Below are 25,145 nucleotides of genomic sequence, written 5' to 3' on the forward strand. Positions count from 1 at the left end.
GGTGTTAAGAAGGGGCCCTTCCTCTACCGCAGGCGTTAACAGGGGGCCCTTCCTTACCCCGCGGCGCCGACGGAGCGGTACACCTCCAGGGTGCGCTTGGCGATGCTGTCCCAGGAGAAGTGCTCCACGGCGCGCCGGCGCCCGGCCCGGCCGTACGCGGCGGCCCGCTCCGGAGCCGCCAGCAACTCGTTGATCCGGGTCGCGAGGTCGGCCACGAACCGCTCCGGGTTCAGCGGCCGGCCGGTGCCGTCGCCGGCCTGCTCGATCGGCACGAGCAGCCCGGTCTCGCCGTCGGCGACGACCTCCGGGATACCGCCGGTCGCCGTGGCGACCACCGCGGTCTCGCAGGCCATCGCCTCCAGGTTGACGATGCCCATCGGCTCGTAGACCGACGGGCAGACGAAGACGGTGGCGTGGGTCAGCACCTGGATCACCTCGTGCTTGGGCAGCATCTCGGCCACCCACACCACGCCCGAGCGGGTGGCGCGCAGCTCGGCGGCCAGACTCTCCACCTCGGCGCCGATCTCCGGTGTGTCGGGAGCGCCGGCCAGCAGCACGAGCTGGGTGTCGGCGGGCAGCTCCCGCGCCGCCCGCAGCAGGTACGGCAGGCCCTTCTGGCGGGTGATCCGCCCGACGTACACGACGCTGGGGCGGGCCGGGTCGATCCCCAGCCGGTCGACGACGTCGGTGCCCGGGTCGGGGGCGTACTGCGCGTTGTCGATGCCGTTGTGCACGACCCGCACCCGGTCCGGGTTCACCGCCGGGTACGCCGTCAGCACGTCCTGCCGCATCCCCGCGCTCACCGCGATCACCGCGTCGGCGGCCTCCACCGCCGTCCGCTCGCACCACGTCGAGAGCGCGTAGCCGCCGCCGAGCTGCTCGGCCTTCCACGGCCGCAGCGGCTCCAGGCTGTGCACGGTCACCACGTGCGGCACGCCGTGCAGCAGCTTCGCGGTGTGCCCGGCCAGGTTCGCGTACCAGGTGTGGCTGTGCACCACGTCGGTGCCGGCGCAGCCGGCCGCCATCGCCAGGTCGACGCCCATGGTCCGCAGCGCCGGGTTCGCGTCGACCAGGCCGGCCGGCTCGGCGTACGCGGTGACGCCCGGCTCGGTGCGCGGCGCGCCGAAGCAGTGGACCCGCACGTCGGCGAGGCGGCGCAGCTCGCGAGCCAGGTACTCGACGTGCACCCCGGCGCCGCCGTACACCTCGGGCGGGTACTCGCGGGTCAGCAGGTCCACACGTAGCCCGGCGGAGTCGGTCATGACCGCACCCTAGTGCAGAACTGGACGCCGCACCGGCTGCGGAACTGTGCCCGTACGAGTGGTGAAGTGACGGCGGGGTCGCTAGCGTCGGGACATGGCTGCCAAGGTGCTCGCGATCGTCCTGGCGGGTGGGGAGGGCAAGCGCCTGATGCCGCTCACCCAGGACCGGGCCAAGCCGGCCGTCCCGTTCGGCGGGATGTACCGCATGGTCGACTTCGTGCTCTCCAACCTGGCCAACGCCGGGTACCTCAAGATCGTCGTGCTGACCCAGTACAAGTCCCATTCACTGGACCGGCACATCACCAAGACCTGGCGGATGTCGACGCTGCTCGGCAACTACGTCACGCCGGTGCCCGCCCAGCAGCGCCGCGGCCCGTGGTGGTTCGCCGGCTCGGCCGACGCCATCTACCAGAGCTTCAACCTGATCAACGACGAGCAGCCGGACTACGTGATCGTCTTCGGCGCCGACCACATCTACCGGATGGACCCCCGGCAGATGGTGGAGGACCACATCGCCTCCGGCGCCGGCGTGACCGTGGCCGGCATCCGGCAGCCGCTGTCCATGGCCGACCAGTTCGGGGTCATCGAGGTCGGCGAGGACGGCCGGCGGATCCGCGCCTTCCGGGAGAAGCCCACCGACGCGGTCGGCCTGCCCGACGCGCCCGACCAGATCTACGCCTCGATGGGCAACTACGTCTTCACCACCAGGGCGCTCTGCGAGGCGGTCGAGCGCGACGCGGAGGACAAGTCCAGCAAGCACGACATGGGTGGCAGCATCATCCCGATGCTTGTCGACCGCGGCGAGGCCAACGTCTACGACTTCCGTGACAACGAGGTGCCGGGCAGCACCGACCGCGACCGCGGGTACTGGCGGGACGTGGGGACGCTCGACTCCTTCTACGACGCCCACATGGACCTGATCAACGTCCACCCGGTGTTCAACCTCTACAACTTCGAGTGGCCGATCTACACCGAGCAGCCGCCGTTCCCGCCGGCGAAGTTCGTGCACCAGTGGGGTGAGCGGGTCGGCCGGGCCGTCGCCTCGATGGTCTCGCCCGGCGCGGTGATCTCCGGGTCGCTGGTGGAGAACTCGATCGTCTCGCCGAAGGTCAAGGTCCACTCCTGGGCGCACGTCGACGGCGCGGTGCTGATGGAGGGCGTCGACATCGGCCGGCACGCCGTGGTCCGCCGGGCCATCCTCGACAAGAACGTGATCGTGCCGGAGGGCGCCGAGATCGGCGTGGACCTGGAGAAGGACCGGCAGCGCTACACCGTCTCCGACAACGGCATCGTGGTAATCGGCAAAGGCCAGAAGGTGGAACCGTGAGCGCGAGGAGTGAGCTTGCGAGCCCCGCAGTCGCGAGCGAAAGGCAGGCACCGTGAGCAAGCATCCCCGCGCCGGGCAGCCCGCCCAGCCGTCCGACCTGGTCGACGTGCCGATGCTGGTAACCGCGTACTACGCGGAGCACCCGGACCCGGAGGACCCGGCCCAGCAGGTCTCCTTCGGCACCTCCGGGCACCGCGGCTCGTCGCTGCGCAACGCCTTCAACTCCGACCACATCCTCGCCGTCACCCAGGCGCTCTGCGACTACCGGCGGGAGCGTGGCCTGGACGGCCCGCTCTTCCTCGGCCGGGACACGCATGCGCTCTCCGCGCCCGCCGCGGTCGACGCGCTGGAGGTGCTCGCCGCCAACGAGGTCACCGTCCTGCTCGACAGCCGCGACGGCTACACCCCGACGCCGGCCGTCTCGCACGCAATCCTCACCCACAACCGGGGCCGGACCAGCGGGCTCGCCGACGGCATCGTGATCACGCCGTCGCACAACCCGCCCGACGACGGCGGGTTCAAGTACAACCCGACCCACGGTGGGCCGGCGGACACCGACGTCACGAAGTGGATCCAGGACCGCGCGAACGCGATCCTCGCCGCCGGGCTCAAGGAGGTGCGCCGCATCCCGTACGCGCGGGCGCGCGCCGCCGACACCACCGGCACGTACGACTTCCTCGGCCGGTACGTGGACGACCTGCCGGCGGTGCTCGACCTCGACGCGGTCCGCGCGGCCGGGGTCCGCATCGGTGCGGACCCACTCGGCGGCGCCAGCGTCGCCTACTGGGGCGAGATCGCCGAGCGGCACCGCCTCGACCTCACCGTGGTGAACCCCACGGTCGACCCGACCTGGCGGTTCATGACGCTGGACGGGGACGGCAAGATCCGAATGGACTGCTCGTCGCCGAACGCGATGGCCTCGCTGATCGCCGCCCGCGACCGGTTCCAGGTCTCCACCGGCAACGACGCCGACGCCGATCGGCACGGCATCGTCACCCCCGACGCGGGCCTGATGAACCCGAACCACTACCTGGCGGTGGCGATCGCCCACCTGTTCCGCACCCGCTCCGAGTGGGGGCCGGCCGCGGCCGTCGGCAAGACGCTCGTCTCCTCGTCCATGATCGACCGGGTGGCCGCCGACCTGGGCCGCCCGCTGCTGGAGGTGCCGGTCGGTTTCAAGTGGTTCGTGCCGGGGCTGCTCGACGGCGCGGTGGGCTTCGGCGGCGAGGAGAGCGCCGGCGCCTCCTTCCTGCGCCGCGACGGCAACACCTGGACCACCGACAAGGACGGCATCCTGCTCTGCCTCCTCGCTGCGGAGATCATCGGGGTGACCGGTCGGACCCCGAGCGAGCACTTCGCGGAACTGGCCGGGCGGTTCGGCGCGCCGGCGTACGCGCGGATCGACGCCCCGGCCAGCCGCGCGGAGAAGGCCGTGCTCGGCAAGCTCTCCCCGGAGCAGGTGACGGCCACCGAGCTGGCCGGCGAGCCGATCACCGCCACGCTCACCACCGCGCCGGGCAACGGCGCGCCGATCGGCGGCCTCAAGGTGACGACGGAGAGCGGCTGGTTCGCCGCCCGCCCCTCGGGCACCGAGGACGTCTACAAGATCTACGCCGAGTCCTTCCAGGGCCCCGAGCACCTGACCCGGATCCAGGAAGAAGCGAGGAGCCTGGTGTCGTCGGTGCTGGCAGGGGCCTGACGGCGTCCAATCCCCCGCGGGTCAGCGGGGTGGGGACAACTCGCGGCGGTTCAGCTGCTCGCGCAGGGATTCCGGGAGGAGTTCGCGGAGTTGCTCCGGGAGCAGGGGTAGGTCCAGCAGGCTCAGCTTGAGCTGGTTGCGCTCCTGGTAGCGGCGCGGGTCGAGGCGAACCACGAGACCCGCGTCCCGGCGATACGACACCTCCACCGCGCCCTCGGTGGCGGCGTCCCGGATCACCAGGCCGTCCACCTCCACGGCGACCGGCGCGGAGCCCGCAGTCAGCTCCAGGCGGATCCGCTCGTCGGGGGAGAGGATCACCGAACGGGAGATGCCGGCCATCGGCGCGGACGGCGTCACCACCACCGCGTCGCTCGCCGGTGACACCAGCGGGCCGCCCGCCGCGTAGCTGTACGCGGTCGACCCGGTCGGCGTGCTCACCACGAGCGCGTCGCAGCGGTAGTAGCCGTACCGCTGCCCGTCCACGGCCAGCGTGGCCGTGACGAAGCCCGCCCCGGGCTGCCGGACCAGCGCGATGTCGTTGAACGCGACCAGGTCGTCGCCGCAGACGTCACAGGCCAGGCAGCTGTGCCGCTCCACGGTGAAGTCCCTGTTCGCCAACCGCTCCAGCGCGGCCGGCAGCTCCGGCGGCTCCACCTCGACCAGAAACCCCAGCCGACCCAGGTGCACCCCGAGCACCGGCTTCGGGTCGTGGACCGCCGAGCGTAGCGCGCCGAGCATCGTGCCGTCCCCGCCGATACTGATCAGGGCGTTACAGGACGACGCCACCTGGTCGGCGGGCACCGCCTCCACCGTGGCGGGCACCCGGTGCCGGTCCTCGGCGCGCACCACCAGCGTCATCCGGTACCGGGCGACCCAGTCGGCGATGATGTCGACCACCTCGGAGACGTCCCGGGTCGGGTGCAGCACCAACCCGAGTCGGATCCGATCCATGTTCCCAGCTCACCACATTCGTGGTCGTCCCCGGCGGGCTTCGCGCCGCTGTCGACCTCCCGGGGCCGGCCGACAGGACCGCTCCGAGACGGCAGGTGCGCCGGCGGTCCGGGTGGACCGCCGGCGCACCGGAGAGAGGACCGTCAGCGGCGGGCCGTCCCGAGGTGGGTCAGCGCCCGCTTCACCAGGTCGTCACGGGCCGCCGGGGCGAGCCCTTCCAGCCCGAAGCCGAGGTAGACGGTGTCCGTGGTGACCACCGCCGACCCCTCCTCGAACGCCTGCTGGCTGCGCGACCAGTCGGAGCTGTTGCCGGGCGAACCCGGCGGCGGACCGGCCACCGTCCAGCCGCCCAGGTCGGCAGTCTCGAACGACGTCTCGCTGACCGCCGCCCCGTCCACGATCACCCGGGCGTCATCGAGGAAGACCCCGAGACCCTGGGTGCCCCAGTCCGACACGTACGAGATCGACACCTCGACCTGCTTACCCGCGTACGCGGAGAGGTCGGCGACGAACTCCTGCCAGCCCCCCGAGGCGCCGGTGACGGCGTTCCAGGTGCCGGTGGTGCCGGTCGGCGAGCAGTCCTCACCCTGGTACCGGGCGAGCCACGGGTGGATCTGCTCGACCCAGCCCGAGGCGCAACTGTCGCCGGTGCCCGTGCCGGTGCGGCCGTTGGCGTCCGGCAGCGTGGTCCAGTCGTCGCTGCCCACTTCGTGCGCCTCGACGATCATGTAGTCCCAGTTCGGCTCGATGTCGTACGAGGTGTGGAAGCGTAGCTCCGCGCTGCTGGCGCCGGTGAGGTCGATGGTGCGGGTGAGCCGCTTGTACGACTCGTCGGCCTGCCCGCTCCACAGGTACCAGTCGCCGGTCCGGGGGTCGAACGGGGCCGACCCGGGCCGCACCCAGCCGACCGGTGCCGAGCTCGCGAACTGCGGGAACTGGTCCCGCGGCAGGAAGCTCGACGTGGTCAGGAACGACGCGGTGTGGTCCTGGTTCGCCGCCGAGCCCGGGGCGTTCAGGGTGCCCTCGAAACCGGCGAAGGCGCCGTCGTCGCCGGTCAGCGCGTACGGCCCGTCTTCGCCGGTGCCGCCGTCGCTGACGTACGTGTACGCGCCCAGCCAGTACTGCTGGAAATCGTTGAGCAGCGGCAGGCAGGTGGCGTCGTCGGGATCGGTGCACTCCGCCGGCGCGTTCGGGTGGTACGCGTACGCGCCGTTGGCGGCCTGCGCGAACAGCGCGTACTTGCCGCTGAGCAGGAGCTTGCCACCCTCGTTGAGGTAGTCCCGGACGGCCAGTTCGGTGTCCAGCGCGGCCCGTGCGGCGGTGCCCGGCACCTGCCCGGGCTCGCGGAGGATCACGTCGTCACCGGTCTCCCAGAGCACCGTCTTGTAGTGCGACAGCACCCCCAGGTGGTGCGGCGCCGCGCGACCCATCGCGTCGAAGTCGTACACGTCGCTTGTGCGCCCGGCGGCGGTCAGCGCCGCGGCCATCTCGTCGGCGTACTTCGCCGTGGTCGTGTCCTGGGCCGGGCTCAGACCGGTCACGTCCTCCATCGCCAGCACCAGGACCTCGCCGCCGATGTCGTCGTGCACCTGGTACGTGAAGCGGTCGCTGCTGACCTTGCCCTTCCCGGGCTTGTTTCCGCTGAACCACACCTCGACCCGGTCGCCCGGTCGCGTCCCGGTCACCGTGCCGCGCAGCTCGGCGTAGTAGTCGTCGTGGGTGTTGCCGTACCGCTCGCCGCCCTGCCACTCCCGGACGCTGACGGTCTTCGTCCGGCCGCCGTTGACCGTGTAGTGCATCCGGACGTTCTTCAGCGCCCGGCGGGTGGTCGAGGCGACCTGCTGGTTGCGCCCGTACGACGTGTCGAAGGCGTCCACCACGAAGTCGGCGGTGCTGCGGCCCACCACCGAGACCGGGTCGTCCGGGTCGTGCGCCGACTTCGCCACCGCGAGCGCGAACGGCAGGTTCTTCGCCACCTCCGCGGCGATCAGGTCCTCGTCGTCCGGGAAGATGAAGCTGCTGACGCAGTCCTCCGGATGCCACTCGTCGTCCGGGTCGGAGGCCGCCGCGGCCTGGCAGGTGGACATCTCCGGGGTGAAGCCCAACGTGCCGTACCGGACGGTGGCGTGCGTGTCGGTGTCGCCGTTGGTGGTGTACAGCTCGGCGGAGATGTCCGGGTCGTAGCCCGGCACCGCCGGGTTGGCGTCGTCACCGACCATCGCCTCGTAGATCACGTCGTCCGGAGTGGGCGTGCTGACCTGCCAGCCCACGCCGTAGAGCAGCAACTGGGCCGCCGAGTGGTAGTTCACGAGGAACTCGAAGCCGACCCGCCGGAACAGATGGTCCAGCGCCTTGGTCTCCGGCTCCGAGTTCGGCCCCGGCCCGCGGTAGGTGTCACTGTTCGGGTCGGGGGAGGAGCCCTCGTTGTCGTACCCCCACTTGTAGCTGAAGTTGCGGTTCAGGTCCACGCCGTCGGCGGTGGTGATCTGACCGTCACCGTCGTTGTCCCGCAGGTTCTTGCGCCACAGCCGGTTGCCCGGCGTGAAGGTGTGGTCGTAGCCGTCCGGGTTGGCGACCGGCACGAACCACAGCTCCGTGGTGTCCACCAGCCGGGTGATCTCCCGGTCCTTGCCGTAGTTGTCGAGCACGTGGTGCATCAGGCGCCGGGTCATCTCCGGCGTGATCCACTCGCGGGCGTGCTGCGCGCTGGCGTACAGCACCGCCGGCCGCTTGCCGTCCCGCACCTTCTTCGCGTCCCTGGTGACCTTGACCGCGAGGATCGGCTTGCCCTGATGGCTGCGGCCGATGGTCTGCACCTTGGTCAGCTTCGGGTGACGGGCCGCCGTGGCGGTGATCTCGTCCCGGATGCCGCCGGGCTCGCTGTACGAGCGGAACGCCGACCAGCCGCTGGCCGCCTGCTCGCGCAGCGCCCGGCTGGCCTCCTTGCCGCGTACCTTCTTGACCTCCAGCTTCACGCCCTGGCCGGCCAGCCTCGCCGCCTGCCGTTTGCTGAGCACCGTCTCGATGCGGGTCGCCCCGGAACGGTCGGTCTCCGTGTGCTCGTGGCCGAGGTCGACCCCGGCGTGGCGCAGCTTCTCCAGCTGCTCTGGGCTCACCGTCCCGACGTACACCTCCAGACCGTCACGGCCGTCCGGATCGGACGGAGGCCGTGCGCTTGCCGGTGCGGTCAACGCGAGTGCGCCGACCAGAGTGAACACGCCGGCGATCGCCAGCCGCGTGCGCCTCATTGCGCCTCCTGGTGTGGAAGGACCTGTGAAGCGAGCCTTCCGAGTGTGATGACGCATGTCAATGACCAAAGGGGCGGACCCGACGGCCGGTGTGCGGGCTGACGTGGTCGGTCGGGGCGCGACCAGCGATCCGCGGGTCGGCGCCCACGAACATCCACTTAGCTGGCTGCCGGACTACGGCCGATCACCTCGTCCAGCAGTCGTTGCAGGCGTGCGGCCATGATGGTGCGCGAGCGGTGCTCCTCGACGTACCGCCGCCCGTGCCGTCCCATCTCCCGCAGGGATGCGTCGTCCAGCTCGGCGAGTTTACGAAGGCCTGCAGCCAGTTCGTCGGTCTCCACCGTCAGCCCTGACCCGCTCGACACCAGGATGTCCTCTGGCTCACCTGGGCAGTTGTTGATCACGGGTATGCCGGCTGCCAGGTAGTCGTAGAGCTTGTTCGGGCTGGCGCCCATGCGGTAGACGGGACTGTCGGCGAGAACATGAACGCCGACGTCTGCCCCGCCTAGGACGCCGCGCAGTTCCTCCTTGGGCATCGCGTCGAGGAAATGGATGTTGGTCAGGCCCTCAGTGCGGGCTCGGAGGACAAGTTGCTCCTTGTCATGTCCGTCGCCGATAAGGACGAAAGTGTGCTCGGGCACCTCCGCGACCGCATCGAGGAGCCTGTCGAGGCCGTTGATCGGGCCGTGCGAACCGGCGAAGACGAACAGTTTGCCCCGGACCGGGACCCGATCGCGCAACGGCTGGTAGGTGTCGGGGCGCAGCCTGAAGTCATCGGGCTCGGCGCCGTTGCTCACCCAGACCAGCTTCGCCGGATCCACTCCGGCGTCCCCGAAGTACGAGTGCCAGGCGTGCGCCACCATGACGATGCGGTCGGCGCGACGGTAGATCCAGTGTTCAAGGGCCTGAAGGAGACGGTGGATCGCCGATCCTCGACGCAGATACCCGGTGCTGACCATCGCCTCCGGCCAAAGGTCGCGAACCTCCAGCACGAACCGGGCTCGACGGAGCCTGGCGAGCGCCCAACCGGTGACCGGAGCCAGAATGTGCGGTGTCGACGCGTACACCACGTCCGGACGCGGCTGACGCAGACCCGCCAGGAAGGCCCGCCACGAGTAGGTGAACCAACTCAGCACTCGTCGGTAGTCGTTTCGGGTGTAGCTGGTCACCGGAACGGTGACGAAGTGCGGATCCTCTGGTGTGTACCGGCGGTGGGTGACGTGGTCCAGACCCGCGACGACGATGCTCCAGTGCCAGCCGCGCAGCCGGCCGAAGAGTTCGACGTGACGCGTGCCTCCCGCGTGTGACAGCGGTTTGGCGTAGTGGTTCAGAACGAGGACGCGCCGCGTCGTGGACTGGTGTGATGCCATGGTGGAATCTCCATCTGGTTTCTGGACGGGTAAGTCTTGGGGCGAGCCCCGAGCACGGCCACGACGGCGAGGATCCAGCAGAACCGGGTGTCGAAGTAGTCGCCGGAGAACATGCTGGCCAACAGCACGTAGATGGCTCCCACGGCGCAGGTGATCTGTTCACCGGGGGCGGCGGACCACCTCCGCCCCTGGCGCCACCAACTACCGATGACGAGCACCGCCAGGAGAATGGCGACCAGCCCGGTCTCCGCCGCCAGCCCGGCGAAGTAGTTGTGCGGATAACCGAAGCCGACCTCGACTTGGAAGCTGTCCATTCCCGCGCCGGTGATCGGATTCCTCTTGAACATCTCCCAGGCGTGGGACAGCAGTTCTGGCCGCGCGGAGAAGTCACCCTGCTGGATGCCCGTGGTCGAGTAGCGGCGCTCTGCGACCTCCTCGAACCGGGCACCCACCAGGGACCAGACGCCCCAGCTGACGGCACCGCCGATCACGAGTGTGCCCACCAGCAGCACGAACCGCCGGCGGGCGAACAGCACGAAGAAGGCCGTGGCAGCGCCCACGAGTGCCACCAGGCCACCCCGTGAACCGGAGAGCACGGCGGCGGCGGCCAGCAGCGGGAGCGGTATGAGCAGCCACCACTTGCGGGAGATGGCGAACAGGCCGACCGACGCGATAATTCCCAACGCCACGACTCGGACGAAGATGTTGGGTCCACCGCCGAAGGCGGAGTAGCGACCACCCAACTGCGGTCCTGTGACCAGGGCGGCGACGGCGTACGCGATTCCGGCGGCGAGCAACAGGGCCAGGAGGATCCGCGCGGCGCGTCGTGGGTCACCAGCGGAGAAGACGACGGTGATCAGCACCAGGATCCACAGGCTCAGCAGATCCCAGGTGGCCTGCTCGATCCGCGCGCCGGACGGCGCCCAGAAGGCCGCCGATATCTGCAGAGCGATCAGCGCCGTGAAGAGATGGAACATTCGCGGCCACTGACGGGCCTGCCCCCGTGCAGACTGGCTGATCTGCCAGAGCAGCGCCGCTGCGAATAGTGCGGCGCAGCCGGGGATCCGCAGGTCCATGTCGCCGCCCATGGGCAGGCCCAGTCGTTCCGGCGTGGCTCGCCCCGCGAGGGCCACGACGAACAAGGCGGTCAGCAGGACCAGGGATACTTCTGGCCGGGCCTGATGACGATGTGGGGGACCGGTCGGCGAGACGCGATCATGCGAGATCGCGGTGGGCGTTGGGTACACCAGGTTTGCCATCGTACGTCTCCTGGTTGGTCAGTTCCGGGTCGGCGAGGGAGGCCGCGACCGGTTGTTGGTGGACTGTGCGCGGAAGCGGCGATGAGGGCGCCCGGAGGTGACGGCGAGCGTGCTGGCCACTGCTAGAACCGCGGCGGCCCCGTACGCGACCGCGGAGCCGACGGCAGCGCCCATGGCGCCGTGTCGTGGGATCAGGACGAGATAGGCGCCGAGCGCCACCACCATCGACGGGATGTCGGCGATCAGTGCGCTGCCCGCGCGTTCGGTCGCCACCGCCAGTCCGACTGCCATCCTGCTCACGCTGTAGCCGACCGCGCCGACGGCGAGCGGGATGAGAAGGCCGGTGGCGGAGGCGTACTCCTCGCCGAGGACCGGCACGATGAGCAGATGACCCGCGGCAATCAGCCCGATTCCGGCGACGACGCCGTAGGCGGTGGCTGCCAGCAGCGGCCTGGACACGCGTAGGTCGCCCTGGAGGAAGCGCTGATGCCACCGAGGCGCCTGGGCGTCCACGTACGACTGGACTGGCCAGATGGCGAGCTCGGCGACGGTCGCGACGACGATGTACAGGCCCAACTGCTCGTAGGAGCCGAGCCACGGCAGCATGATCCGGTCGACGCGGAGCGTGATCATGCCGGCGACCGCGGCTGGGAGCAGCCGCAGGCCGAGACGGCGGGCGGGGGCCAGGCTGTGACGTTGCGCCGGGCGTGCCGGCGCGGCTCTGCGGAGCAGCCCGAACGCCACCATCGGGGCGACCGCGAGGCTGCCGCCGTAGGCGATCAGCCACACTTCGACGGAGTCGGCGCCGCCCGCGGTGAGCACGGCCGCCGCCGCGACGAGGGTCACCTGACCGGCGACCGTAGCCGTCAGGTACGGGCTGGCGACGCCGGAGGCGGCGGCACCGGTCCGCAGCGCGGAGTTCAGCGCGAGGACCGTGGCGACGAGCAGGAACCCCGACAGCACGGCGAGGTGGTGGCGCGTACCCGCGTCGATGATGAGGACGATCGGGCCGAGGGCGGCCATCGCCAGCACCGCTGCCGGTGCGACGAGGCGTAGCATGTCGGCCGTCGCGGCGCGCGCCCCCCGGTCCACCGGGGCCGTCGCCGGGTAGGAACGGTCCGACCCGGCGACGGCAAGGAGGTTGACCACGTAGGTCAGTTGGAGCAGCAGCGCCAGACTGCCCCGGCCCGCCGGCCCCATCGACCGGGCCGCCAGGATGTTGATGACCAGGCTGGCCGCGCCGACGAACGCTTGAGCCAGCACGAGGTGACCCACCGTCCGTACCACGGACCGGCCCTTCGTCGGAGCCGTGGCCGCCGTTCTCCTCATCCGGCCAAGCTGCTCGGGCGCGACGGTCCGGGCCTCGACCCGAGACGGTTTGTCCTCGTGCTGATTGGTCACGGTGCCCCGGTTGCCTTCCCGACGTCGTCCTGAGATCGTCTCGCTGGCTCAACGAGCGGAGCGTTCCGACGACTCCTACTCGCAGGCCCGACCCTCAGGAGCCCGGGTGACTGGACGACGTTGACCGGGTCTCCGCTCGGGCGGAGGTCAGTCCGGCCGGCAGGGGTTCGCGGCGTCCGCCGTCGGCGAGAGACCTCATCGGCTGGGCGCAGAGCGCCGCCAGTTCGGCGATCAGCTTCTCCGCGTCGTCGTACGGGTCCAGACCGCTGACCTCCAGCGGGTCGAGCGCCGGCACGGCGACGTGTGAGATGAGCGGGTGTAGCGGACGCGCGTCGACTTCCCCGGTGCCGAGCAGATCCTCGTGCAGCTTTTCGCCGGGTCGCAGTCCGGTGTAGACGATCGGCACGTGGCTGGCTGCCTGCTCGGCCATCTGCCGGGCCAGGTCGGCGATCCGCACCGGCTCGCCCATGTCGAGCACGAGCGCCTCCCCGTCCCGGCCGATCTCCGCAGCCTGGAGCACCAGGCGCACCGCTTCCTCGACGGTCATCAGGTATCTGGTGACGTCGGGGTGCGTGACGGTCAGCGGGTTGCCCGCCTCGATCTGCCGCTGGAACGCCGTGACCACCGAGCCGCGGCTGCTGAGCACGTTCCCGAAGCGGACGCTGAGGAAGGTGCCGGGAAGGCGGGAAGCGGCGTGCGCCGTGAGCAGCTCCGTGATGCGCTTGGAGTAGCCGAGGACGCTGATCGGGTCGGCTGCCTTGTCGGTGCTGATGTTGACGAACTTGGCGACGTCGCGGCAGGCGTCCAGTACCGAGAGGGTGCCCCACACGTTCGTCAGGACCGCCTCGCCGGGATGGCGCTGCAGGAGCGTGAGGTGCTTGAGCGCCGCGGCGTGGAAGATGACGTCCGGCCGGCGCTCCCGGATGATCCGCCGGATGCGCTCGTCGTCGCGGAGGTCGGCCAGGATCAGCTCGGGTCCGTCGAGCATGGCCCGGCCGTTCAGCGACATCTGGAGGGCGTGCAGGGCGGATTCGTCGCGGTCCAGCATCATCAGCTCGCCAGGGTCGGCCTTCATGACCTGGCGGCACAGTTCCGATCCGATGGAGCCTCCGGCGCCGGTGACCAGCACCCGCAGGCCGGCGAGGCTGTTGCCGCTCAGCGGTAGCTCGCCGACCACCTGGCGCCGTCCGAGCAGGTCGCTGATCTGGACATCCCGTACGTCGGTCACGGTGATCCGGTGGTCGACCAGGTCGCGAACCGGCGGCAGCACCTTGAACGCGGCGCCGGTCTGCAGGGTTGCCTCGCGGATCTGGCGTACCAGCGCGGCGTCCGCGTTGGCCACCGAGAAGATCACCGTGGTCGCACCGGTGCGGCGGACCGCGTCGGCGATATCGGCCCGGCCACCGAGAACGCGGACGCCACCGATGCGCAGGTTGCGCTTGTCGGGGTCGTCGTCGAGGACGCCAACGGGCAGGTACCGGCCGCGCGGGTCGCTGAGCATCGCCCGCAGCAGCCCCTGACCGGCGTCGCCGAGGCCGAAGAGCAGCACCGGCGTGGACGACCGCACGTCGGGACGCATCGCGAGGTCGCGGCGGTGCCGGTAAGCGAAGCGGGCGGCGAGCATGAACAGCAGTGCCAGCGCCCCGCCGACCAGCGGCGTGCTGGCGGGTACCGGCCGGTCGGCCGACGGCAGCAGCCCGATCAGCAGGACGGCTGCGGTCGTGGCGACGGTGCCGGCGACGCCCTGCACCTCCTGAAGGCTCCCAAGTGGATGCCGGCCTGAGTGGAGCCGGCGCACCGCGGCGATCGCCACGTACATCAGTGCCGCGATTCCGCCGGTGGTGGCCGCCCGACCGAGCTGTCCGGGAGGCAGGTGGAACTCGTAGCGGGTCCAGGCGGCGGTGACGAAGCCGCCCACCCAGGCCGCGGTGTCGTAGGCCAGGAAACCCAGGGCGCGGCGGCGCGCCCTGGTCCGGCGGACCCGCTGTTCGGCACTCGGCGCGCTTCCGGTGTCCTGCGGCATGTTCTAACTCCCGTCTTCGACCGGTTCCACCCCACAGGGCAGAGGGGATTTTCTGTTCCTTTTGTCCTTGTTACAGCCTTGGAAGTGACTTTTGGGCGTTTTCATGAGTTCAGGGCCTACCGCAAAGCGGTGCCGTGAGAACTGGCCGGGATCAGCGCGCCGGTACGCCCTTGACCACCACGCCGTCGGGCACGTCTCGCACCACGCAGGCGCTCGCCCCGACCGTGCTGTCCCGCCCGATCCGTAGGTCCTCCAGAACCGCCGCCGCAGCTCCGACCAGCGCGCCCTCCGCCAGGTAGCAGCCGCCGGAGATGGCGGCGAGCGGGTTGACCGAGACGAAGTCGGCGAGCACGCAGTCGTGGCCGACCGTGGCGTTCTGATTGAGGTGGACATGCCGGCCCATCGTCACGTTCGTGGTGACGCGGGCACCCGCGAAGGCGACGAATCCCGGTCCGTACCGCGCGTCGGGCCCGATCGTCGCCGCTGGGTGGACGAGGCTCGCGGCTGGGATGTCGTACGCGTCGATCCGCATGGCGACGGCCCGCCGCACCTGCGGGTCACCGATCGCGATGACGTGGTGGGTGTCCGGTGGGGCGTCGTGCAGCCACCCGAGTCCACCCAGGTAGGGCACTTCCAGCCGCTGGACCCGCTTTAGGTCTTCCTCCGATGGCCGGTCGTCGACGAACCCGACCAGCCGCCAACGAAGCCCGCCGGCGACCGCCGCAGCCCGGGCGATGGTCAGCACCTCCCGGCCGTGGCCGCCGCAGCCCACGATGATCAGCGGCGTCACGCCGAGGTCACTTCCGACCGGGCGGCCAGGAACTCCTCGATCGTGCTGAGCACCGTGGCGACCTGCCGCTCGGTGAGGGCACTGCCGCTGGGCAGCGTCAGCCCTTCCGCGAAAAGGCTGTCCGCGGCTCCGGTGAGCAGGCTCTCGCAACCGGCGTAGGCGGGCTGCCGGTGCATCGGCTTCCACACCGGCCGCGTCTCGATGCGGCGGGTGGCGAGGTGGGCGGCCAGGTCGGCGGCCGACCATCCGGAGCTGTCCGGCCGGACCCGGATGACGGTCAGCCAGCAGTTGGATTCGGCGTCCTCCGCGCCGACGAGCTCCACGCCGGGCACCGGGGCGAAGAGCTTTGCGTACCAGTCCCGCAGGTGGCGGCGGCGGCCGATCATCCCGGTCAGCCGCACCAGCTGAGCCCGGCCAAGTGCGGCCAGCAGATTGCTGAGCCGGTAGTTGTAGCCGGTCTCCCGGTGCTCGTAGTGCACCGTGGGCTCCCGCGCCTGGGTGGCCAGATGGCGGGCGCGGGCGAGCAGCGGCAGGTCGTCGGAGACGAGCATCCCGCCGCCGGACGTTGTCAGGACCTTATTGCCGTTGAAGGACAGCACGCCGACCCTGCCGAACGACCCGGCCGGCCGGCCGCGGTGCGCCGCCCCGAGGGCTTCCGCCGCGTCCTCGACCACCGGCACCTCCGCCTCCCGGCAAACCGGCAGCAGCGCCGTGTAGTCGACGCAGCTTCCGAACATGTCGACCGGCACGACCGCGGCTACCCGCTCGCCGCGAGCGCGCAGCCGACGGAGTAATTCGGTGAGGAGCGGCACGTCGAGGTTGCCGGTGCGCGGGTCGCAGTCGACGAAGACCGGTCGGGCACCGGTGTACCGGACGGCGTTTGCGGTGGCCACGAACGTCAGCGTGGGGACGATCACGACGTCGCCGGGCCCGACGCCCACTCCGAGCAGAGCCAGGTGCAGCGCGGCGGTACCCGAGCTGACCGCGACCGCGCCGCGGGTGCCGACGCGCGCGGCGACCTCGCTCTCGAAGGCCTCCAGGTCTGGGCCGACCGGTGCGACCCAGCCGGAGCGCAGGGCCGCGACGAGGTACGACTCCTCGAGTGGCCCGACATCAGGCGGGGAAAGATAAATGGTGTCCGTCATCGGTGGTCGCCCCGCTGCGCCGTCGCCATCGGTCGGCGTGCCGCCTCCGCCGGGCTGCCGAGGAATTCCGGAGCGGTGGCCATGCCGGCCGCCGAGATCCCCTCCCGGCGCAGCACGGTACGAACCGTCGCGGCGAGGATCGACAGGTCCAGCCGGAGGCAGCGGCTGTCGACGTACTCGACGTCGAGGTCGAACTTCGCCTCCCAGCTCAGCCCGTTGCGGCCGCGCACCTGGGCCAGACCTGTGACACCCGGCCGTACCTCGTGCCGGCGCGCCTGGGTCGGCGAGTAGCGGGCCAGGTACTGCGGCAGCAGCGGGCGGGGCCCGACGAGGCTCATGTCGCCCCGCAGCACGTTCCAGAGCGTGGGCAGCTCGTCCAGGCTGGTGGAGCGCAGCCAGCGACCGAGCGGCGTGAGCCGGTCGGCATCCTCGACCAGGCCACGGCGCGGGTCCGGCGGACGCATCGTCCGGAACTTGACCAGCTCGAACGGCTCGCCATAGCGGCCGGTGCGGCACTGGCGGAACAGCACGGGGCGGCCCAGTCCGACGGCGACCAGCAGCGCCACCGCGGCAAACACCGGCGCGAGCAGCGCGAGCAGGACGGCAGCGGCGACGACGTCGAACGCCCGCTTGCCCCGATCGAATGGAACCGACCGCGGAGGACCCTCGAGCGTCACCACACCAGCAACCGGCACCGTTCCTACCTCCCAGCCAAACGGACAAACCACTTAGAAGGGTTTTATCAGGCACAGACGTGAGGGAAAGCTCAAACAAGCACAGTCGGTGCTGATCCCGTCGGAACAACGCAGAGGTGGACGCGAGGACACGGGTGATCCTCGTGCTGTGGTGGGGCCACGGACGAACGGCGTCCTGTTCACGCCGAAGGTGCGGCAGGCCTGGCGGTGCGGTTCAGCCGGCGTCGTCCAGCCGCCGGGTGAGCATCGCCCGCAGCGGCATGGATTCGCCGTCCCGCCCGCCGGCGCCGACCACCAGCGGCGGCGGGCTGGGCTGCGGATCCGCGCCGAACAGCCGCGCCCGCAGGCCACCCGGAACGGTCAGCAGGTGGAAGCGGCCGTCGACGTCGACCGCCCGGGTGCGTCCCCGGTCGATGTACCAGCCGCGCAGCCGCGTCCGGTAGGGGCCCCGCCCGTCGTACGACCGGGCCGTCAGGCGCTCCGGTGGCAGGCCGCGCCGGTGGGCCTCCGCGACGAACCAGGCGACCAGCTCGGCCGCCTCCGCGGTCTCGGCGGCCCGCCGGCTCTCGTCGGCCGCGGCGTGGGCGGCCACCGCCCGCCGCCGCTGCTCCCGCCAGTCCCGGCCGTCCCGCTCACCCACGACCGAGACGGTACGCGGTCGACTTCCGGGTGGTTCTGGTGGTTCTGCCGTCCTCGGGAACCAGCGGGCGCCCGTGCCGCGCCCCATGGGCGAGGGCAGCTCGACAGGGCGCTGGCAGGAATGTGCGACCGGCAGACACCCGAAGACCGGTGAAGGGGTGTGCGCGCAGCCGTGGACGGCTCGACACGTCCGATCCGTCCACGGCAGCGGCTTCCGCTCGCGCGGCTCCTACGCCAGGCCGGCGCGGCGCAGCGCGTCCGCCATGGCGCTGTTGGCCGGCGGGGTCGTGCCTCGCCCCTGGCGCGGCTGCCCGGCGGTAGCGCCCTGCCCGCCACGCCCACCTGAGCCGCCCTGCCCGCCGCGCCCGCCGGAGCCGCCCTGTCCGCCGCGCCCGGCGTCCCCGCGCCGGCCGCCACGGTCGCCGCCGCGCTCGCGCCGGCCGCCGTCGCCCCGGCTCGCGTCGGCGTCGTCGTCCAGGCGCAGGGTCAGCGAGATGCGCTTGCGCGGTACGTCGACGTCGAGCACCTTCACCTTCACCACGTCACCGGACTTGACCACCTCGTGCGGGTCCTTGACGAAGGTGCGCGACATCGCCGACACGTGCACCAGGCCGTCCTGGTGCACGCCGACGTCCACGAACGCGCCGAACGCGGCCACGTTGGTGACCACGCCCTCCAGGATCATGCCGGGGGAGAGGTCGGCGAGCGTCTCGACACCCTCGACGAAGGTCGCCGTCTTGAACTCCGGGCGCGGGTCGCGACCCGGCTTCTCCAGTTCGGCGAGGATGTCGGTGACGGTGGGCAGGCCGAACGTGTCGTCCACGAAGTCGGTGGCCCGCAGCCCGCGCAGGATCGTGCTCTTCCCGATCATCGACCGGAGGTCCTGCCCGGTGGCGGCGAGGATCCGCCGCACCACCGGGTACGCCTCCGGGTGCACGCTGGAGGAGTCCAGCGGGTCGTCGCCGCCGGGGATCCGCAGGAAGCCGGCGCACTGCTCGAACGCCTTCGGGCCCAGCCGGGCCACCTTGCGCAGGTCGGCGCGGGTACGGAACGGCCCGTTGGCGTCCCGGTGCAGGACGATGTTCTCCGCCAGCCCGGCGCCGATGCCGGAGACCCGGGTGAGCAGCGGCGCGGACGCGGTGTTCACGTCGACGCCGACCGCGTTGACGCAGTCCTCGACCACGGCGTCCAGCGACCGGGACAGCTTCACCTCGGACAGGTCGTGCTGGTACTGCCCGACGCCGATCGACCGCGGGTCGATCTTGACCAGTTCGGCGAGGGGATCCTGGAGGCGGCGGGCGATGGAGACGGCGCCGCGCAGCGACACGTCCAGCCCGGGCAGCTCCTGCGCCGCGTACGCGGATGCCGAGTAGACCGAGGCGCCGGCCTCGGAGACGACGATCTTGGTGAGGTGGAGCTGCGGATGCCGCTTGATCAGGTCACCGGCGAGCTTGTCGGTCTCCCGGCTGGCGGTCCCGTTGCCGATCGCCACCAGCTCGACCCGGTGCGCGGCGGCCAGCCGGGCGAGGGTCTCGATCGAGGCGTCCCACTGCCGGCGCGGCTCGTGCGGGTAGATCGTGTCGGTGGCGACGACCTTGCCGGTGGCGTCGACGACGGCGACCTTGACGCCGGTCCGCAGGCCCGGGTCCAGGCCCATCGTCGCCCGCGCGCCGGCCGGCGCGGCCAGCAGCAGGTCGCGCAGGTTGGTGGCGAAGACCTGGACGGCGTCCTCCTCGGCGGCCTGCCACAGCCGCATCCGCAGGTCCGCGCCGAGGTGGATGAGGATCCGGGTACGCCAGGCCCAGCGCACCGTGTCGGCCAGCCACCGGTCGGCCGGGCGGCCCCGGTCGCTGACCCCGAAGCGGCCGGCGATCGCCGCCTCGTACCGGGTCGGGCCGCTCACCGGCGCGTCGGAGTCGCCCTCCGGCTCCGGGTCCATGGTCAGGTCGAGCACGCCCTCCTTCTCGCCCCGGAACATCGCGAGGATGCGGTGCGAGGGCAGCCTCGGGTACGGCTCGGCGAAGTCGAAGTAGTCGGCGAACTTGGCGCCGACGGTCTCCTGCCCCTCGCGTACCCGGGAGACCAGCCGGCCTCGCGACCACATCTGCTCGCGCAGCGTGCCGATGAGGTCGGCGTCCTCGGCGAACCGCTCGATCAGGATGGCGCGGGCGCCGTCCAGCGCGGCGCCCTCATCGGCGACGCCCTTGTCCGCGTCGACGAACCCGGCGGCCGTCTCGCGCGGGTCCCGCGACGGGTCGGCGAGCAGCGTGTCGGCCAGCGGCTCCAGGCCGGCCTCCCGGGCGATCTGCGCCCGGGTCCGCCGCTTCGGCTTGTACGGCAGGTAGATGTCCTCCAGGCGCGACTTCGAGTCGGCCGCCATGATCTGCGCTTCCAGGGCCTCGTCGAGCTTGCCCTGGCCGCGGATCGACTCCAGGATCGCGGCGCGCCGCTCGTCCAGCTCGCGCAGGTACCGCAGCCGCTCCTCGAGCGTGCGCAGCTGCGTGTCGTCGAGCAGGCCGGTGGCCTCCTTGCGGTAGCGGGCGATGAACGGCACGGTCGCGCCGCCGTCGAGCAGCTCCACGGCCGCGCGTACCTGGCGCTCGGCGACGCCGAGCTCCTCGGCGATCCGCTGATGAACAGAGAGGGTCACGATCTCGATCCGCCTTCGGGAGTGGTTTCCGCCCTGCATTCTGCCGGGCTACCGTTGCGATCATGGAACCACCTGCGGAGCCCCGGGCGCGGCGGCTCTTCGGCGGCAGCGCGCGGACGCTGGGCGACCTGGCGGCGAGCCCGTTCCGGGCCGACCGGGACCGCATCGTCGGCTCGCCCTTCTTCACCCGCCTGAACGGTGTGACCCAGGTGGTCAGCCCCGGCGGCTCCGGCCTGCTGGTGCACAACCGGCTCACCCACAGCCTCAAGGTGGCGCAGGTGGCCCGGGCGATCGCCGAACGACTCACCGCCGACGACCGGCACCACGACCTGCTGGAGAAGTTGGGCGGCTGCGACCCGGACGTGGTCGAGGCCGCCGCGCTCGCCCACGACCTGGGTCACCCGCCGTTCGGGCACCTGGGGGAGCGGGTGCTGGACCGGCTGGCCCGCCAGCGCCTCGGGCTCGCCGACGGGTTCGAGGGCAACGCCCAGTCGTACCGGATCGTCACCTCGACGGAGATCCGCGGCGCCGCGACCACCGGCCTCGACCTGACCGCCGCCGTGCGGGCGGCCATGCTGAAGTACCCGTGGACCCGGCTGGACCACCCGGACCCGCACCCGCGCCTGCTCGACCCGGCCCCGCGCGGCGCCGCCCCGCCGCCGGACGACCCGGCCAGCGGGTCGACGAAGTTCGGGGCGTACCGGACCGAGCTGGACGACCTGCGCCAGGCACGGGAGCCGTTCGCCGGGCGGATCGCCGACTGGCAGCAGACCGTCGAGGCGTCGGTCATGGACACCGCCGACGACATCGCGTACGCGATCCACGACGTGGAGGACTTCTACCGGGTCGGTGTGCTCCAGCAGGGCGCGGTGGCCGCCGAGCTGACCGCCTGGCAGCGCGAGAGCGGTCACCTGCGGGCCATCACCGAGTCGGCGCTGGCCACCGCCGCCCGCCGGCCCGGTTCGGCGATCGAGCGGCTGCGCCGCCAACTGCACCGCAAGGACGCGTGGATCGCCGACGACGACGCCTTCGCCGCCGCCGTCGAGCACGTCCGCGAGGAACTGGTGGACGGGCTGCTGGCCCTGCCCTTCGACGGGTCGATCGAGGCCGAGCAGTACGTCGCGCGCTTCTCCGCCCGCTGGACGACCCGGTTCGTCGACGCCATCACCGTGGTGGAGACGCCGTCGGTGCGCTCCGGGCACGTGCTGCTCGCCCCGGCGCAGTGGCACGAGGTGCAGGTGCTCAAGTTCGTGCACCACCGGTTCGTGCTGGCCCGGCCGGACCTCGCCCTGCACCAGCGCGGCCAGGCCCGGCTGCTGGGCACCCTGGTCGAGGCGCTGCTGGACTGGCTGCTCGACCCCGAGGAGGAGTCGCGGCTGCCGCGCCGCCTGCACGACCTGGTCGAGCTGGCCGAGGCGGAGCTGCACCCGCGTACCTCGGACCGGCTCGGCAGGGCGCGGGGGCGGGCGATCATCGACTTCGTCGCCCAGCTCACCGACGGCCAGGCCGTGGCCATGCTCGACTCTCTCTCCGGCCGCTCCGGTGCCCTGTGGACCGACGCCTTCGTTCTCTGACCGGAAATCGGCCATCCTTCGCCGTTTGTCTGGTTTGATGCTCCCGTGGCCATTGGAGCAGATGATGGTGCAGTGCCCTCTGTTGCCCGAGGGCAAGCTGTAGACGAAGGGGAGTAATAGATGACGAAACGGATCGTCTGGATCAGTTTCGACACTGCCGCCAAGGCGTGCCTGGAGGCCGCCGCGGAGGTGGGGGCGGAGATTGCCGGCATCGTCACGCTGCCCGGCCCGGTACGTCCAGAGGTCTCCGGCATGTGTCGTTATGACGACGCTGCTGAGCGGTTCGGGGCGCGACTCATCGAAACCCAGAACGTCAACAGCCCGGACTGTGTCGCCGCGATACGCCGACTGGAACCGGACATGATCTGGGTCGTCGGCTGGTCGCAACTCGTCCGTGAGGAATTGCTGGCGATACCGTCCGGCGGCACGTACGGGATGCATCCGACGCTGCTGCCGCGGCACCGCGGTCGGGCCCCCGTCGCCTGGGCGATCCTGAACGGACTCGCCCGCACCGGTGTCACCCTGTTCGAGATCCCTGACGCCACCGCGGACTCCGGCGACATCGTGGGTCAGGTAGCCGTCAGCGTCGCACCCGACGAGACCGCCACGACCCTCTACGCGAAGGTGGCAGAGGCGGAACTCCAGCTCGTTCGCACCTACTTCCCTCAGCTCGCGGCCGGGACAGCCCCGCGGATCCCGCAGGATCCGAAGCGGGCCAGCAACTGGCCTAAGCGAATCCCCTCCGACGGGCTGATCGACTGGGAGACGCGGTCCGGTTACCTCGACGCCTGGGTCCGGGCGCAGACCCGGCCGTATCCCGGTGCGTTCACCTGGCTCGGTGCCCGCCGGGTGACGATCTGGAGCGCCCGCCCCGAACCAATGGTGGAGCCGGCGCCGGCCGGCACCGTCCTGGCCCACCGTCCCGACGGCGTCCTGGTGGCTGCCGGCGAGGGGGCCCTGCTGCTGCGCGAAGCATCGGTCGACGACGGACCCGACCTGCGCCACGCCGAGATGCACCCCGCACTCGCTGTCGGGGCGGTGCTTGGATGAACGCGCGACGGGTTCTCATCGTCGCCGCCCACCCCGACGACGAGATCCTCGGGATGGGTGGCACCATCGCCTGGCACACCGACCGGGGCGACGCGGTGCGCATCTGCTGCGTCACCGACGGATCGTCGACGCAGTACGCCGGCGACCTGGAGATACTGCGGCAGAAGTGTCAGGAGGCGCGCAAGGCGGCAGAGGTTCTCGGGGTCAGAGACTACGTCCATCTCGACCTACCCGACATGCGGCTGGACACCCTTCCCCACGTGGACGTCAATCAGGTCATCGAGCGGCAGATCGCCGAGTTTCGGCCGGACACCGTCTACTCCGTGCAGGGCGACGTGAACCTTGACCACCGCACGGTGTTCGAGTCGGTGGCTGTGGCCACGCGTCCGGTGCCGGGTCAGTGCGTGCGGCGCGTGTTCACCTATGCGCCCACATCGAGCACGGAGTGGACCCCCGCCCCGGTCACCTGGTGGCAGCCGAACTGGTTCGTGGACATTACCGCCACGCTGGAACGCAAACTCGAGGCGTTCTGCCACTACCGGTCGGAGTGGCGGAACTGGCCGCACCCCCGCAACGACCGTGCCCTGCGGACGCATGCGGAACACTGGGGCACGGTGATCGGGCGGGATGCCGCCGAGCCGTTCATGCTGATTCGTAACGTCGAAGCAGACTGGTAGCCGCTGGCGTCCGCAGTCACCTGTCGCGTCCACCTCCTCCGTGGCCCGGACGAACGGGCCACGGAGGAGGTGGACGCGTCGGGCCGCGAAGACGCCGCCTCGACCATGCCGACGGTTGGCCGCCTGCGCCGCTGTGAGATGTGCTCAGGCGACCGCCTGCCACCAGCCGTCCACCGGCGGCGGATCGTCGACCACCACCCGCTCGCCCGGCCGGGGCACCGCCAGCCGTACATCCCGGGCCTTGGCCTCGGCCCAGAGCCGGTCCACCGGTTCGGACCAGTCGTGCAGCGCGAGGTTGAAGGTCGCCCAGTGCACCGGGATCAGCAGCCCGCCCCGCAGGTCCAGGTGCGCGCCGACGGCCTCCTCCGGGAACATGTGGATGCTCGGCCACGCGCGGTCGTACGCGCCGATCTGCATCAGCGTCACGTCGAACGGCCCGTACGCGGCGCCGATCGACCGGTACCCGTCGAAGTAGCCGGAGTCTCCGGTGTAGAACACGCTCCGGTGGGCGCCGGCGATCACCCACGAACTCCAGAGGGTGCCGTCGCGGCGCAGGCCTCGACCGGAGAAGTGCTGGGCGGGGGTCGCGGTGAGCGTCAACCCGCCCAGGTCGTGGTCCTCCGACCAGTCCAGCTCGACGATCCGGTGCTCCGGGACGCCCCACCGGTCGAGGTGGGCGCCGACGCCGAGCGGCACCACGAACGGCGCGTCCTGCCGGGCGGTCAGCTCGCGTACGGTCGCGAGGTCGAGGTGGTCGTAGTGGTCGTGGGAGATCAGGATCGCCGTGAGCGGGGGCAGTTCGTCGAGGCGGACCGGTGGCTCGTGCAGGCGCTTCGGGCCGACCAGAGCGGACGGCGAGCACCTGTCGCTCCACACCGGGTCGATCAGCACGGCGTGCCCCTCGATCTCGATCAGCGCGGACGCGTGCCCGTACCAGACGACGTTCAGCTCATGGTGCGTGTCGGGGGTCGCCGGCACCGGCGGCGGGCGCAGCAACGGCACCGGCGCGCTGGGGTGGCGCTTCTGCTTGCCGAAGATCAGCTCACGGATGAGGTTGCGGTCCGGCGCCCCGGCCATCGAGCGACTGCTCGCCGGGTTGCGGAACGTGCCGTCGCGGTACTGCGGCGAGCTGGCGGCCCGCTCCGCCCGGGCACCGGTGAGCCGGCCGCCGAGCGCGAGCGGCACGTCCCGGGCCACCCACCCGAGGCCGGCCAGCGCGGCCAGCGCGGCCGCACCGCCCAACCGTCGCCCGACGGACGTACTCCGACGTCCGCGCTCCGCTGATTCCGCCATCGTCGTCCCTCCGCCGGGTCCCGAGTACACGGTAGCCGGACGTGTTAACAGGGGGCCCGTGCTCTACCGCAGGCGTTAACAGGGGGCCCTTC

Annotated in this window: 18 protein-coding genes; 5 read left to right on the forward strand and 13 right to left on the reverse strand. The window is 71.3% G+C overall.

Going from position 1 to position 25,145, the window contains the following annotated elements; genetic code table 11:
* Window positions 1-53 precede the first annotated feature (53 nt).
* On the reverse strand, window positions 54-1,262 hold the full coding sequence (gene glgA, locus ABTW87_RS22420) for a glycogen synthase (protein WP_350652895.1): 1,209 nt from the start codon (window positions 1,260-1,262) through the stop codon (window positions 54-56).
* 94 nt (window positions 1,263-1,356) lie between these two features.
* On the opposite strand from glgA, the gene glgC reads away from it, so the two are divergent.
* Together glgC and pgm are read left to right on the forward strand one after the other, a co-directional pair.
* Entirely contained in the window at window positions 1,357-2,589 is a 1,233-nt protein-coding gene (gene glgC, locus ABTW87_RS22425; RefSeq protein WP_350652896.1) for a glucose-1-phosphate adenylyltransferase, read from the forward strand.
* Between the two features lie 52 nt (window positions 2,590-2,641).
* Window positions 2,642-4,288, forward strand: coding sequence for a phosphoglucomutase (alpha-D-glucose-1,6-bisphosphate-dependent) (gene pgm / locus ABTW87_RS22430; protein WP_350652897.1), 1,647 nt, complete (start codon window positions 2,642-2,644; stop codon window positions 4,286-4,288).
* Between the two features lie 21 nt (window positions 4,289-4,309).
* On the opposite strand, the gene ABTW87_RS22435 is transcribed toward pgm, so the two are convergent.
* From ABTW87_RS22435 to ABTW87_RS22485, 11 genes are all read right to left on the reverse strand, one after another.
* On the reverse strand, window positions 4,310-5,239 hold the full coding sequence (locus ABTW87_RS22435) for an NAD(+)/NADH kinase (RefSeq protein WP_350652898.1): 930 nt from the start codon (window positions 5,237-5,239) through the stop codon (window positions 4,310-4,312).
* 143 nt (window positions 5,240-5,382) lie between these two features.
* Window positions 5,383-8,487 carry a M14 family metallopeptidase gene (locus tag ABTW87_RS22440; protein WP_350652899.1) on the reverse strand — a complete coding sequence of 1,035 codons (3,105 nt, stop codon included), beginning with the start codon at window positions 8,485-8,487 and terminating at the stop codon, window positions 5,383-5,385.
* 158 nt (window positions 8,488-8,645) lie between these two features.
* Window positions 8,646-9,857, reverse strand: coding sequence for a glycosyltransferase family 4 protein (locus ABTW87_RS22445; protein ID WP_350652900.1), 1,212 nt, complete (start codon window positions 9,855-9,857; stop codon window positions 8,646-8,648).
* Complete coding sequence (locus ABTW87_RS22450) at window positions 9,815-10,990, reverse strand: O-antigen ligase family protein (RefSeq protein ID WP_350652931.1); 1,176 nt, start codon at window positions 10,988-10,990, stop codon at window positions 9,815-9,817. Before ABTW87_RS22450 ends, ABTW87_RS22445 begins: the two co-directional genes overlap by 43 nt.
* 144 nt (window positions 10,991-11,134) lie before the next feature.
* Entirely contained in the window at window positions 11,135-12,445 is a 1,311-nt protein-coding gene (locus ABTW87_RS22455; protein ID WP_350652901.1) for a lipopolysaccharide biosynthesis protein, read from the reverse strand.
* A gap of 166 nt (window positions 12,446-12,611) precedes the next feature.
* Window positions 12,612-14,540, reverse strand: a complete 1,929-nt coding sequence (locus ABTW87_RS22460; RefSeq protein ID WP_350652902.1) for a polysaccharide biosynthesis protein — start codon at window positions 14,538-14,540, stop codon at window positions 12,612-12,614.
* 151 nt (window positions 14,541-14,691) lie between these two features.
* Window positions 14,692-15,330, reverse strand: a complete 639-nt coding sequence (locus ABTW87_RS22465; RefSeq protein WP_350652903.1) for a NeuD/PglB/VioB family sugar acetyltransferase — start codon at window positions 15,328-15,330, stop codon at window positions 14,692-14,694.
* Window positions 15,327-16,475, reverse strand: a complete 1,149-nt coding sequence (locus ABTW87_RS22470; RefSeq protein WP_350652904.1) for a DegT/DnrJ/EryC1/StrS family aminotransferase — start codon at window positions 16,473-16,475, stop codon at window positions 15,327-15,329. Before ABTW87_RS22470 ends, ABTW87_RS22465 begins: the two co-directional genes overlap by 4 nt.
* Window positions 16,472-17,170, reverse strand: a complete 699-nt coding sequence (locus ABTW87_RS22475) for a sugar transferase (RefSeq protein ID WP_350652905.1) — start codon at window positions 17,168-17,170, stop codon at window positions 16,472-16,474. Before ABTW87_RS22475 ends, ABTW87_RS22470 begins: the two co-directional genes overlap by 4 nt.
* A gap of 214 nt (window positions 17,171-17,384) precedes the next feature.
* Window positions 17,385-17,810, reverse strand: coding sequence for a hypothetical protein (locus ABTW87_RS22480; protein ID WP_350652906.1), 426 nt, complete (start codon window positions 17,808-17,810; stop codon window positions 17,385-17,387).
* Between the two features lie 228 nt (window positions 17,811-18,038).
* Entirely contained in the window at window positions 18,039-20,459 is a 2,421-nt protein-coding gene (locus tag ABTW87_RS22485) for a Tex family protein (RefSeq protein ID WP_350652907.1), read from the reverse strand.
* 62 nt (window positions 20,460-20,521) lie between these two features.
* On the opposite strand from ABTW87_RS22485, the gene ABTW87_RS22490 reads away from it, so the two are divergent.
* From ABTW87_RS22490 to ABTW87_RS22500, 3 genes are all read left to right on the forward strand, one after another.
* Complete coding sequence (locus tag ABTW87_RS22490) at window positions 20,522-22,033, forward strand: deoxyguanosinetriphosphate triphosphohydrolase family protein (RefSeq protein WP_350652908.1); 1,512 nt, start codon at window positions 20,522-20,524, stop codon at window positions 22,031-22,033.
* Between the two features lie 120 nt (window positions 22,034-22,153).
* A complete protein-coding gene (locus ABTW87_RS22495; protein WP_350652909.1) occupies window positions 22,154-23,083 on the forward strand; it encodes a methionyl-tRNA formyltransferase in 930 nt (309 codons plus the stop codon).
* Entirely contained in the window at window positions 23,080-23,760 is a 681-nt protein-coding gene (locus ABTW87_RS22500; RefSeq protein ID WP_350652910.1) for a PIG-L deacetylase family protein, read from the forward strand. The genes ABTW87_RS22495 and ABTW87_RS22500 overlap by 4 nt, the downstream gene beginning before the upstream one ends.
* 144 nt (window positions 23,761-23,904) lie before the next feature.
* Here ABTW87_RS22500 and ABTW87_RS22505 read toward each other — a convergent pair whose 3' ends face one another.
* Complete coding sequence (locus tag ABTW87_RS22505) at window positions 23,905-25,053, reverse strand: MBL fold metallo-hydrolase (RefSeq protein WP_350652911.1); 1,149 nt, start codon at window positions 25,051-25,053, stop codon at window positions 23,905-23,907.
* Window positions 25,054-25,145: the final 92 nt, after the last annotated feature.

Source organism: Micromonospora sp. NPDC126480 (assembly GCF_040302465.1).
Lineage (GTDB): Bacteria > Actinomycetota > Actinomycetes > Mycobacteriales > Micromonosporaceae > Micromonospora.